The organism is Urechidicola vernalis, from assembly GCF_031846385.1.
GTDB lineage: Bacteria > Bacteroidota > Bacteroidia > Flavobacteriales > Flavobacteriaceae > Urechidicola > Urechidicola vernalis.
In genome coordinates, this window is record NZ_JAVRHV010000005.1 from 105,631 (window position 1) to 118,601 (window position 12,971).

Below are 12,971 nucleotides of genomic sequence, written 5' to 3' on the forward strand. Positions count from 1 at the left end.
CAATTTGCAGGGCTTTAATTTTATACTTTTAAATTAAGTTTCAAACTCAATTCTGTTAATTGCTCATCATCAATCGGAGCAGGGGCGTCAATCATTACATCTCTACCCGAATTGTTTTTAGGGAATGCGATAAAGTCTCTAATGGTTTCTTGTCCACCTAATATGGCCACCAATCTATCCAATCCAAAAGCCAATCCACCATGTGGAGGTGCACCATATTCAAAGGCATCCATTAAGAATCCGAATTGCGCTTTTGCTTCCTCTTCAGAGAATCCTAAATGCTTCAGCATCGTTGCCTGAATTTGCTTATCGTGAATTCTAATTGATCCACCGCCAATTTCATTTCCATTCAATACCAAATCGTAAGCGTTTGCTTTCACACCTCCAGGGTTTGTTTCTAACAATTCTAATTGCCCTGGTTTTGGTGATGTAAACGGATGATGCATTGCATGATAATGCCCTGTTTCTTCATCTAATTCTAACAATGGAAAATCTACAACCCAAAGCGGTGCAAATTCGTTTGGCTTTCTTAATCCTAAACGCTCTGCCATTTCCATACGCAAGGCACTTAATTGCGCTCTTACTTTATTCGTATCACCAGACAATAGACAAATTAAATCACCTGGCTTTGCTCCGGTAACTTCTGCCCATTTTGCTAAATCTTCTTGATTGTAGAATTTATCTACAGATGACTTAAATGAACCATCATCGTTACAACGAGCATATACCATTCCTAAAGCACCAACTTGTGGACGCTTTACCCATTTTATAATATTATCTATTTCTTTTCTTGTATGTGAATTTCCGCCTGGTACAGCAATTCCAACTACCAATTCAGCATTATTAAATACACCGAAATCTTTATGTTGTGCTACCTCATTTAACTCACCAAACTCCATCCCGAATCGGATGTCTGGTTTGTCGTTTCCATATAGGCGCATGGCATCATCATACTGCATTCTTGGGAATGCTCCAACTTCAACACCATTTACTTCTTTTAATAAATGACGAGTCAACCCTTCAAAAGCATTCAATATATCTTCTTGCTCAATAAATGCCATTTCACAGTCAATCTGTGTGAATTCCGGTTGTCTATCGGCACGTAAATCCTCATCACGGAAACATTTTACAATCTGAAAATATTTGTCCATTCCACCGACCATCAACAATTGCTTGAATGTTTGAGGCGATTGCGGTAAAGCGTAAAACTGTCCTTCGTTCATTCTACTTGGCACCACAAAATCACGAGCACCTTCTGGTGTAGATTTGATCAAATAGGGAGTTTCTACTTCAATAAAGCCATCAGATGACAAATAGTTACGAACCTCCTGTGTTACTTTATGACGGAAGATTAAACTTTCTTTTACCGGATTTCTTCTAATATCTAAATAGCGATATTGCATACGCAACTCTTCACCACCATCAGTTTCATCTTCGATTGTAAAAGGTGGCGTTTTCGCTTGGTTTAAAACTGTTAAATCAGATACCAATACTTCAATCTCTCCCGTATCAATATTAGGGTTTTTAGATTGACGTTCAATCACTTTTCCTTTTACCTGAATTACAAACTCACGTCCTAAAGTTTTTGCAGTTTCTAAAACAGCAGCATCAGTACGATCGGCATCAAACATCAATTGTGTAATTCCATAACGATCTCTTAGATCTACCCAAATCATAAACCCTTTATCGCGTACTTTTTGCACCCAACCTGATAAGGTAACTTCTTCATTTACATCGGCTAATCTCAATTGGCCATTGGTATGACTTCTATACATATCTATTCCTAAAAATTAGGTTGCAAATTTAGTGATTTTTTATAGAGACTGAATGAACTTTTTAAGATAAAAAAGGGAGTATTTCAACTTGGAAATAGTTGTAATGTGTTGTTAATGAGATTTTTTAGTAAATTTAACCTATGGATCTAAAAAAGTTCTTTTCAGAACTCAAACGCCGAAACGTATACAAGGTAGCGATTACTTATGCTATTACATCTTGGTTGTTGGCACAATTAGCAAGTTTAGCAGCATCTAGTTTTGGTGCACCAGATTGGGTAATTAAAATGATAATTGTATTATTATTTATCGGTTTTCCAATTGCGCTGATTTTGGCATGGGCATTTGAAATGTCTCCACAAGGTATGATAAGAACCGCTTCAGTCGCAGCCCAACAGAATCCTTATTCAGAAAGGAAGAAGAAACCATTAACAAGTAATTTGTTTATCGGAATTCTTATTGTCATAATAATTGGTCAATTTGTCTACAGTAATTATTCTTCTAACGCTGTAAAAAACATTGATGCAATTGAAAAATCAATAGCAGTATTACCTTTTATTAACGATAGTGAGAATAAAGAGAATTTGTATTTCTGTAATGGAATTATGGAAGGAATATTAGATCATTTGTCCAAAATAGAAGCCCTCAGTGTTACATCTAGAACTTCAGTTGAACAATACAGAGAAAATAAACCATCGTTGAGAAAAATTGCGGAGGAATTGGATGTTAAGTATTTGGTCGAAGGAAGCGTACAGCGTGTAGGAGATCAGGTAGTAATTTTTGCACAATTGATTTATGCGGAAGATGACACGCATTTATGGTCCAAGAGATACAAAAAGCAACTAACAGATGTTTTTGCTGTGCAAGCGGATGTGACTGAATCCATTGCAGAAACATTACAAACTATTATACTGCCCGAAGTTCAAGAGCGAATAGAGGCAATTCCAACGCTGAATGAAAAAGCATATGATTATTATTTAAAAGGTGAAGAGTATTTTAATAGAACTCGCGTTTTTACTCAGTCTTCAAAAGATTGGCTTTCAAATTTAGAAAAAGCGCGCTTAAATTACCAAATGGCAATTGAGAGTGATTCGCTTATGGCTGAACCATTTGCAGGATTGGCAGCTGTTGAATTTGATCTGAATAGAAATTCATCTATATTAGAAGAGAACTATTTAGAAAACGTACTTGAATTATCAAATAAAGCAATTAGATTAAATCCAAATATCTTTCAAGCCTATTTAATAAGAGGCCGCTATTATTTTAATAAGAATAAAAAAGAGTTAGCCAAAAAAGATTATTTGAAGGCGGAAAAATTAAATCCCAATGATCTGTTTCCATTATGGGGATTGCTAAATATTGCTTGTCAACATGATTTTGATTTTTTGAAAGGAATTAAAATTTTAAAAGAAATAGAAAGTAAAACGAAAACGGTTCAAGACAAAGATCGTTTGAATATTTTTTATACTCAATTTTACTCAAGAATTGGGGATTTAAAAAAGGAGAAGTATTATAGTAATCAAATAGGAGATATTGAGGAACCCATGAATTCTTGGTATTACTCGAAACAAGGAATGTTTAGGGAGGCATTGAAATCTATTCAATATTATTATGAGGACAATCAAATAGCTGAAGCAGGTCTAGGTGGTGTTTATTTGTATCTGAAGGAATATGAAAAATCTATTGAACATTACGAAAAGTGGAGGGAAAAAGTAAAAGCAGACAATTATGATAGTTATAACACTGCAAATGATTTGCATCGAATAGGACAAGCCTATTATTTAATTGGACAAAAAGAAAAGGGCGTAGATTTTATGAAAGATCAAATCAAGATTTATGAAAGAACTTTAGATTTACAACATGGTACTACATTTCAATATCATGGAGCCTTATATGATTTAGCTGGGATTTATGCTTTTTTAGGAGAAAAAGAAAAGTCATATAGTTATTTAGAGAGATTTGAAAAGGAAAATGGCTGGATGGCTTTTGGGGATTTAGAGCATTTTATAAAAGTAGATCCTCAATTTAACAATCTAAGAGGAGAAAATAGGTTTGAGGTCATTTTGAGTAAAGGAGTTGAACAAAAAGAAAAAGTGCGTCAAGAAGTTCGCGATTATTTAAATTCAATAGAGTCAGTTGAAGCGCAAAGTTTGTAACTTTGTTGTAAAGCAATTTTTATGTCCAAACTCTATTTAGTACCAACACCAATCGGTAATCTTGATGATATGACTTTCAGAGCCATTACGGTTTTAAAAGAGGTAGATTTAATCTTGGCAGAAGACACAAGAACATCAGGTAAGCTTTTAAAGCATTTTGATATTGCTACGCATATGCAGAGCCATCATATGCATAATGAACATAAAATGACGGACCGGATTGTACAACGAATTAAAAGCGGAGAAACAGTAGCGTTGATTTCTGATGCTGGAACTCCTGCTATATCTGACCCTGGATTCTTATTGACACGCGCTTGTTTAGAAAACAATATTGATGTAGAATGTTTACCTGGAGCAACAGCTTTTGTCCCTGCACTTGTTAATAGTGGAATGCCAAATGATAAGTTTGTTTTTGAAGGTTTTTTACCGGTTAAGAAGGGGCGTCAAACACGTCTAAAATTATTAGCAGAAGAAACTAGAACGATGATTTTTTATGAATCGCCGCATAAATTGGTAAAGACTTTAGGACATTTTGCAGAGTATTTTGGAGCAGGCAGACAAGTGTCGGTCTCTCGAGAATTGACCAAAATGTTCGAAGAAACAATCAGAGGTACTGCCACCGAAGTCTTAGGTCATTATACCCATAAACCTCCAAAAGGAGAAATTGTAATTGTGGTTGCAGGGAAAACGAAATAAGGATTGATTCCAAATTGTCACATTGAGCCTGTCGAAGAGAAAGCGAAAAACCAATACAAGGAGATGTTTCGACTACGATCAAAATGACAATAAAAAATAATTATGAAAACAAAAAACTCGGTATTTATAGCGACCAGTTTAGACGGATTTATTGCAGATAAAGACGAAGGTATTGATTGGTTAGAAATGATACCAAACCCACGACAGGATGATATGGGCGCTATTGCTTTTTTTAATCAAGTAGATGCTATGATAATGGGTAGAAACACGTTTGAGACGGTTCTTGGTTTTGGCGTAGATTGGCCTTATCCTTTTCCTGTTTTTGTATTGAGCAACTCAATGAAAAAACCACCTAAAGGTTATGAGAATAAAATTCAAATATTAAACGGGCCTTTGAAAGAAGTTGTGGCGAACATTCATAGCCAAGGGCATCATAGTTTATATATTGATGGCGGTACCGTCATCCAAAATTTTTTGAAAGAAGATTTGATTGATGAGTTAATCGTAACTAGAATTCCAATTCTATTAGGCGGCGGTATTTCATTGTTCGGAGATATGCCAAAATCGCTGGAATTTGAGCATGTAAAGACTGAAGTATATCTAGATCAAATTGTGCAGAGTCAATATTCACGTAAAAAATAGAAATGGAGAATTTACTCCAAGAAATTAGGCAATGTACTATTTGTGAAGAACATCTTGCTTTAGGTCCACGGCCTGTAGTTTCTGGCAGTAGAAATTCTAAAATTATAATTATTGGTCAAGCACCGGGAACGAAGGTTCATAAGTCTGGTATTCCATGGGATGATGCAAGCGGAAGGCAAATAAGAAAATGGCTAAATGTTACAGAAGACGAATTTTATAGCCAAAACCTTTTTGCAATTGTACCAATGGGTTTTTGCTACCCAGGAAAAGGAAAAAGTGGCGATTTACCTCCAAGAAAAGAATGTGCTCCACAGTGGCATAATAGTTTATTAGATAAAATGCCAAATGTAGAATTAATACTTCTAATTGGAATGTATGCTCAAAATTATTATTTAAAAGGAAAAGCAAAAAGAACGCTAACTGAAACCGTAGATAATTACCCGGAGTATTTACCAAAATATTTTGTTTTACCGCACCCATCACCTAGAAATAGGTTTTGGTTGACAAAAAACCCTTGGTTTGAACAAACGGTTATCCCAGAGTTACAGAAAAGAGTGAAAAATTTAATCGCAATATGATAAAGTTTAAAAGCGATACTCAATTGAGGCTTTAAAGTAAAATGGATTTCTTCTACTGGACTTCTATAACCCAAATAAAAGTTGAATTCTTGGTTTACAGTTTTATTTTAAAGTCCGTCCTTTTTTATACCCAAAATAATGAGTCCAATAACGATAATAATGAACCCAATAGACATTATTCCGTATCCAATCCAAGTGAATTTTTCATTGTTATTAACGCCATACAGCATAAATCCAAGTCCAAAACATTGTAAAACAAGGCCAATGATACTGGCTATTATTGTGTTTTTTTTCATATTATCTATTTCGTTTTATATGTAATATAAATCATTTATTTCTGCAATTCAACAAATTCAAACTGCTTCCCGCTAAACAATCCTAAGTCCGATAATTTTAAATCGGGTATTACCAACAATGCCATAAAAGACAAGGTCATGAAAGGGGCTCTTAATTGTGAACCCAATTCTTTGGCCGTGGCATCTATTTCTTCATAGGCCTTTCCAGCAGTCCAACCATCTTGGTCACTCATAATACCGGCTACCGGTAACGCCAATGATTTTTGCATTTCGCCGTTAACCGCACAAATTCCTCCTTTGTTCTCAATAAGCAAGTTTACGGCATTGCAAATTTCTTCATCACTTGTGCCAACTACAACAATATTGTGGCAATCGTGCGCAACGGAACTTGCAATAGCCCCTTTATTAAGTCCAATATTCTTTATAAATGCAATGACTGGTTGTGTGTTGCTATAGCGATTTACAACAGCCATTTTTAAAACGTCGGTTTGGGTATTAGAAATGAGATTTACATTTTCAGAAAGACTTTCTGCCTCAATTTCGTTGGTTATTAGTTCACCATCTAAGGCTTCAATAACTCTAATGGAATTTGAAGTTTTTTCAACATAAAAATCTTTAGTTTCTTTAGCTGAAACATTAAAGTTATTCGGGGTTTCAAATGGAACAGATTTTATAAAAGAGGTCCCATTTTCAGCAACCAATTCTCCATTGATATAAGTTTTTAGAACATTGAAATTGGTTAAATCATCAACCTCGAGAAAGTCTGCTGCATCACCAACTTTTAGCAAACCAATATTCATATTGTAATGCTTTACTGGGTTTATACATGCGGCTTGTAATACTTTAAAAACATCGATGCCTTTGGCAACGGCTCTTGCACATAATTGGTTGATATGCCCCAGAATTAAATCATCGGGATGCTTATCGTCAGAACAGAACATCATGTTTTCAAAGTGTTCAGATAATAAATCAATCAAGGCTTCGAAATTCTTAGCGGCAGAACCTTCTCTAATCAGAATTTTCATACCGAATTCTAACTTCTCTTTGGCTTCATCATAGGTAAAACATTCGTGGTCGGTAGAGATTCCGGCGGCAATATATTTTTTAGCATCGGTACCTCGTAATCCTGGTGCATGACCATCAACTGGTTTGTTAAAATGTTTTGCCCAAGCAATTTTTTTAAGCACTTCTTCATCATCAAATATTACACCTGGATAGTTCATCATTTCTGCCAAATAATTAATCTCAGGATGCGCTAATAATTCTTTTATATCATCCGAATCGATCACAGCGCCTGCCGTTTCAAAAGCCGTCGCTGGCACACAAGACGGTGCGCCAAAATGAAATTTGAACGGCACTTTATTTCCGTTTTCAATCATGTAATACACGCCATCTTTTCCTAATACATTTGCAATTTCATGCGGGTCGGAAATGGTACCTACGGTTCCATGTAAAACAGCCAATCGTGCAAATTCAGACGGTACCAACATAGAGCTTTCTATATGAATATGCGCATCTACAAAACCGGGTAGAATAAAATTGGCGTTGCTGCTTTCTTTCTCTGTTATAGATATAATAATGCCATTTTCAACAATAATTTCTGCTGGATATATCCGTTTTTCTTCTATAGATACAAGTTGACCAGATACTTTTAACATAGCAATGTGTTTTTAAGAAACATTTGTAAACAATGTTACAAAAAAACGATTAATAAAATGGTAAATTTGAATTCTTAAATACAGAAAACTATGGCAAAAATAGAAATGGAATGGAAAGGCGGAAACGCTTTTGAATCTGCACACGACGACGGAATTGTACTAATCGATAATCCAGCAGAAGGGGAAGAATCTAGAGGAATGCGTCCGAAGGCATTGATGCTTTCTTCATTGGCAGGATGTTCTGCGTTAGACATTGTTTCTTTGTTAAAAAAGATGCGTGCTGAGGTAGACGATTTAAAAATTGACGTATCGGCTGAATTAACCGATGAGCACCCAAAAATTTACAAGGATGTAGTAATGACATATAAATTTTATGGTTCAGATTTTAAAAAGGATAAAATTCAGAAAGCGATTGATTTATCAGTAGATCAATATTGTGGTGTAATGGGAATGTTCCGTAAATTTACGGATGTAGCTATTGAAGTGGAATACCACGAAAGTTAAGAATACGTCATTTGGATTGGTGGCTGAGCGTAGTCGAAGCGACCGTTTGTAATGACGAAATGAAAATTGCAAGAAAAAGACAAGACCCTTCGACTTTGCTCAGGGTGACAAAACACAGGCATGCGCTGGATATTAGAAGACCAACCGGAACTTGAAAAAGTTAACACACTCGCCAAACAATTGAACGGTGATAGGTTGATTGCGTCTTTATTAATTCAGCGCGGTATCGAAACCTTTGACCAAGCAAAAGCATTTTTTAGACCCTCATTAAGTGATTTGCACGATCCATATTTATTAAAAGATATGGATAAGGCAGTGGCTCGTATTGAAAAGGCAATCGAAAAAGACGAGAATATCTTGGTTTATGGCGATTATGATGTTGATGGCACTACCGCTGTGTCTTTAGTTTCCTCTTATTTATTAAAACATTATCCAAATGTTGCGACCTATATTCCAGACAGGTATGCAGAAGGGTATGGAGTTTCTTATAAAGGAATTGATTTTGCAGATGACAATGATTTCTCTTTAATTATAGCGCTAGATTGTGGAATTAAAGCCATTGAAAAAGTAGCCTATGCAAAAGAGAAAGGAATAGATTTTATCATTTGCGACCATCATAGGCCAGGGAAATCCGTGCCAAATGCTGTGGCGGTTTTAGACGCGAAACAAGAGGATTGCTCTTATCCATTCGATGAGTTATGTGGCTGTGGTGTTGGTTTTAAATTGATTCAGGCACTTGGAAAAAATAGAGGTGAAACCATTGACGATTTGTTACCGTATTTAGATTTGGTAGCAACTGCGATTGCGGCAGATATTGTTCCGATGACTGGCGAAAATAGGGTATTGGCTTATTACGGTTTGCAAATGATTAACAAAGCACCGAGGGCTGGGTTTAATGCTGTTATTCATCAATTACATAAAAACGAATTAACTATTACAGATGTCGTTTTTGTGATTGCACCCAGAATTAATGCTGCTGGAAGAATGAAACATGGACAATATGCCGTGGATTTGTTAACTGAGACGGATTTTGAGAAAGCTTCTAAAATTGCAGGAGAAATAGAAGATTTTAACAAGAACAGAAAAGAACTAGATAAAAAAATTACGGATGAAGCACTTAGACAAATTACAGAGAATGCTGAAGAGCAAAACGTTTCGACTGTTGTTTATAGCGAAACTTGGCATAAAGGTGTTATTGGCATTGTGGCTTCTAGACTCATAGAAACCTATTATAAACCAACCTTAGTTTTTACCAAAAGTGGAGATAAGTTAGCGGCGTCTGCAAGATCTGTAAAAGGATTTGATGTTTATAACGCTTTAGATCAATGTTCCGAATTTATAGAACAATTTGGCGGTCATAAATATGCAGCCGGACTTACCTTACTTCCTGAAAATTACAGGAATTTCAAACAAAAATTTGAGGAGGTTGTTGCAGCAACCTTACCAGAGGAATTAAAAACGCCCGAGGTAAAAATAAATGCAGAATTAGAATTAGAACAAATCACGCCGAAATTCTACAGTATTTTAAAACAATTTGCGCCATTTGGTCCTAATAATATGCGACCTGTTTTTAAATCAGAAGGGCTTAGAGATAACGGCTATGGTAAATGTGTTGGCGAAGATAAAACACATTTAAAAGTTGGGATTATCAATGGTGTAGATAAGAAAACCTATAGCGGTATTGGGTTTGGTTTAGGATCAAAAGAGAAATTGATTTCGAATGGTAAAGCCTTTAAAGCAGTATTTAATTTAGACGAAAATCACTGGAATGGTAATACATCTATTCAGTTATTACTAAAGGATATTCAGGAGGAATAATTATTATTGTTCTTTTATCAGGTAAATATAAACAGGATAATGATCGCTATACCCACCAGTAAAGGTGTTGTTTTGGCCCCAACTTCTAAATGGATAGCCCTTGTAGTTTCCTCTCTTTTGAGTTAAGTAACTCGGATTAAAAATTCCAGATTTATAAAATTGATAGTTATTATATTCTTTTGCAATAAAAGGTTGGGAAATTAGAATTTGGTCGAACATGTTTAAATTATCTCTAAAACCTAGAGAACTATGCCCATTTTTAAAATGAGATTTAAATGGATTGTACAGAGATACATCAGAAACACCCTCTTTATTTGCTGATATTTTTAGAGTTTCTTCGAGATACTCGGCTGTTGGGTTTTCATTCAAATCGCCCATTAGAATAATTTTCGGACGCTTGAATTCGTTTCTTACTTCTTCTATAATTTGCGCTGAAAGTTCAGCAGACTTCACTCTTAAATATTCTGTTTTTTGCTGCCCTCTTTGCTGAGATGGCCAATGAGTAATTATTAAATGAATGAGTTCATTGTCTAAATAGCCAGTAACCAACAATTGATTTCGGGTTTTTATCCTATATCCTTTGTCATTGAATGCAAACAGTTCAAAAGTTTTAAAATTGATGGGTTCAAAACTCCCTTTTTTATAAAGTAGCGCAACGTCTATTCCTCTCCAATCGGGCGAATCTACATGTATATAATCATAGTTTTGATTTTTTATATGCTCTGTTTTTATAAGATCTTTGAGTACAGCTTTGTTTTCAATTTCGGCTAAGCCTATTAATGTTGGACTTGTTTTGGTAGTCTCTTTGCCAATTTCAGAAATTACGCGAGCTATATTATTTATTTTGCTCCAATAGGCATCAGATTTACTGGTTTTAAGTTTCAGAATTGGACTGTATTCATCTTTAGAATTAGGGTCGTCAATAGTGTCAAATAAATTTTCAACATTATAAAATGCAACAGTATGAATATTATACGTCTTACTATTGTTTTGAGCCGTGGATTGAAGGCACACCAAAAACACTAAAAATTTTAGAGAAATAGATTTCATAGCACCTTAAAAGTACTAAACTTTTTTTTAAATACTAAATTAATCAGCTGATTGTTAGCGAATAGTATGTTGGATTGGAAATACCTAAGATTGAAGTAAGCTGTTTATTTTTTCTACCCAAAGGTTATTCTGAACTTCATTTATGCTATGATTCGATTCTTTGTCAAATGCTTGCTGCATTTCTCTGCATGCTGCCCAAAGTTTTTTGTATACTCCGTAATAAGTATCGAAGTTGGCAATTTTTTCTGCCTGAAGCTTTTTGAACTCCACTCTCATTTTTCGAGCAAAAAGTTCAGCGATATCAAAGTGAAGTTGCTCGTGCTGCAACAAGTAGTCGTTCATTTCAACAACCCAAGAATGGTTTTTATAAAAATAGGCCTTAACAGTTAATTCGTTAAAATTCTTGATGTTATTATTTTCATCAACAATTACCTTAGAAGGTGTAATCTCTATTTTATAAGAAGTTAAAGCCGCAGCGTACACATCTTCATTTGGTTGTCCTTGAAAATCTTTCCATTCAAGTTTTCTGCTCTTAGACCATTGAATATTATCTTGTGCCGTTATAGATTGAAAAATGATGCAGGCAATTAGTAAAAAGAATATGGTTCGGCGGTTATTCACACGTATCAATGTTATTTAATTTCTTTTAATAAATATATATATGATGGATAATGATCACTATATCCACCTGTATAAGTTCCGTATGAGAAACTTCTAAACGGATATCCTTTATAACGTCCTTTTTTTGAGATTAAGTATTTAGGATTGAAAATATTTGCCTGATACAACTTGTAGCTTTCAAATTCATTTTTGGTTGTGACTAGCTGTGAACTCACTAAAATTTGATCGAATAAGTTGATGTTATCCCTATAACCAGCAGTATTTAGTCCACTATTGTACATGTTTTCATACGGGTTGAAGAGGTCATTTTCTTTAACATCCTCTTTATTTTTTTTAGTTTTTAAAACCTTCTTAAAACTAGATTCAATAGGGTCATCGTTAAAATCACCCATCGTAATAATCTTGGCATTTGGCTCTTTTTCCCTAACCTCTTTCATAATTTTAAGGTTTAAAGCGGCTGCTTTTTCTCTAAAAGGAATACTCCTAGTTCCTCCTCTTTTAGACGGCCAGTGATTTACAATTATATGAATCTTTTCGTTGTCTAAATAGCCACTAACTAAAAGTTGATCTCTAGTAAACACACGCTCTCCATCTTTTGTATAAATTTTTAATTCATAATTTTTATGATGTGTAGGTTTAAAGTAACGCTCTTGGTATAAAAGCCCTACGTCAATACCTCTTTCGTCTGGCGAATCGTAGTGTATAATTTTATAATTTTTATCTTTTAAATACGTACCATTTACCAAGTCTGTTAAAACGGTATCGTTTTCAATTTCCACCACACCAATAACTGCAGGGCTGTTATTTGCTTTATCAACTCCGATTTCAGACAATACCTTTCCTAATTTGTCAATTTTATCCCAATAAATTCTAGATTTGTTTGCTTTCATCTCCATTATTGGGCTTGCTTCGTCATTTTTAGCCGGATTGTTAATGGTGTCAAAAAGATTTTCTAGATTGTAAAATGCAACTGTCCTTATTTTAAATTGTCGTTCTTGTCCAAAACAGCAAAGACTTATTATAAAAAGAAGAGGAAAGAGGTGTTTTTTCATTTAGTTAGGCAGTTTTTGAGGCAAACAAATGTAAATAGTTTTTTTCAAGAATATCAGAATAAGAATATAAAGAATTCATTAAACTCCTAAAAAGGTGTAATTTTGTTAGTCCAAAAAAAATTGTATTA

At 34.7% G+C, this 12,971-nt stretch carries 12 protein-coding genes; 6 read left to right on the top strand and 6 right to left on the bottom strand.

What is annotated here, in order from left to right; genetic code table 11:
• Positions 1-20: 20 nt before the first annotated feature.
• Positions 21-1,775, bottom strand: coding sequence for an aspartate--tRNA ligase (gene aspS, locus RM519_RS10565; RefSeq protein ID WP_311593776.1), 1,755 nt, complete (start codon positions 1,773-1,775; stop codon positions 21-23).
• A gap of 140 nt (positions 1,776-1,915) precedes the next feature.
• On the opposite strand from aspS, the gene RM519_RS10570 reads away from it, so the two are divergent.
• The 4 genes from RM519_RS10570 (at position 1,916) to RM519_RS10585 (ending at position 5,844) form a co-directional block, all read left to right on the top strand.
• Positions 1,916-3,928: a hypothetical protein gene (locus RM519_RS10570; RefSeq protein WP_311593777.1), complete on the top strand. Its 2,013-nt coding sequence runs from the start codon at positions 1,916-1,918 to the stop codon at positions 3,926-3,928.
• 21 nt (positions 3,929-3,949) lie between these two features.
• On the top strand, positions 3,950-4,624 hold the full coding sequence (gene rsmI, locus RM519_RS10575; protein WP_311593778.1) for a 16S rRNA (cytidine(1402)-2'-O)-methyltransferase: 675 nt from the start codon (positions 3,950-3,952) through the stop codon (positions 4,622-4,624).
• 102 nt (positions 4,625-4,726) lie between these two features.
• The gene (locus tag RM519_RS10580; RefSeq protein WP_311593779.1) at positions 4,727-5,266 is read left to right on the top strand and encodes a dihydrofolate reductase family protein; all 540 of its coding nucleotides are present in this window, start codon (positions 4,727-4,729) and stop codon (positions 5,264-5,266) included.
• 2 nt (positions 5,267-5,268) lie between these two features.
• The gene (locus RM519_RS10585; RefSeq protein WP_311593780.1) at positions 5,269-5,844 is read left to right on the top strand and encodes a uracil-DNA glycosylase family protein; all 576 of its coding nucleotides are present in this window, start codon (positions 5,269-5,271) and stop codon (positions 5,842-5,844) included.
• Between the two features lie 107 nt (positions 5,845-5,951).
• On the opposite strand, the gene RM519_RS10590 is transcribed toward RM519_RS10585, so the two are convergent.
• Together RM519_RS10590 and ade are read right to left on the bottom strand one after the other, a co-directional pair.
• Positions 5,952-6,140, bottom strand: a complete 189-nt coding sequence (locus tag RM519_RS10590) for a hypothetical protein (protein ID WP_311593781.1) — start codon at positions 6,138-6,140, stop codon at positions 5,952-5,954.
• Between the two features lie 35 nt (positions 6,141-6,175).
• Entirely contained in the window at positions 6,176-7,798 is a 1,623-nt protein-coding gene (gene ade, locus RM519_RS10595) for an adenine deaminase (RefSeq protein ID WP_311593782.1), read from the bottom strand.
• Between the two features lie 90 nt (positions 7,799-7,888).
• On the opposite strand from ade, the gene RM519_RS10600 reads away from it, so the two are divergent.
• Together RM519_RS10600 and recJ are read left to right on the top strand one after the other, a co-directional pair.
• Complete coding sequence (locus RM519_RS10600; RefSeq protein WP_311593783.1) at positions 7,889-8,302, top strand: OsmC family protein; 414 nt, start codon at positions 7,889-7,891, stop codon at positions 8,300-8,302.
• Between the two features lie 120 nt (positions 8,303-8,422).
• Entirely contained in the window at positions 8,423-10,120 is a 1,698-nt protein-coding gene (gene recJ / locus RM519_RS10605; RefSeq protein WP_311593784.1) for a single-stranded-DNA-specific exonuclease RecJ, read from the top strand.
• A gap of 3 nt (positions 10,121-10,123) precedes the next feature.
• On the opposite strand, the gene RM519_RS10610 is transcribed toward recJ, so the two are convergent.
• The 3 genes from RM519_RS10610 to RM519_RS10620 all read right to left on the bottom strand — a co-directional run bounded on the left by RM519_RS10610 (position 10,124) and on the right by RM519_RS10620 (position 12,843).
• Entirely contained in the window at positions 10,124-11,134 is a 1,011-nt protein-coding gene (locus tag RM519_RS10610; protein ID WP_311593785.1) for an endonuclease/exonuclease/phosphatase family protein, read from the bottom strand.
• Positions 11,135-11,254: 120 nt separating this feature from the next.
• Positions 11,255-11,791 (bottom strand): DUF922 domain-containing protein, encoded by a 537-nt coding sequence (locus RM519_RS10615; RefSeq protein WP_311593786.1) that lies wholly within the window; start codon positions 11,789-11,791, stop codon positions 11,255-11,257.
• 11 nt (positions 11,792-11,802) lie between these two features.
• Positions 11,803-12,843, bottom strand: a complete 1,041-nt coding sequence (locus RM519_RS10620; protein ID WP_311593787.1) for an endonuclease/exonuclease/phosphatase family protein — start codon at positions 12,841-12,843, stop codon at positions 11,803-11,805.
• Between the last annotated feature and the right edge of the window lie 128 nt (positions 12,844-12,971).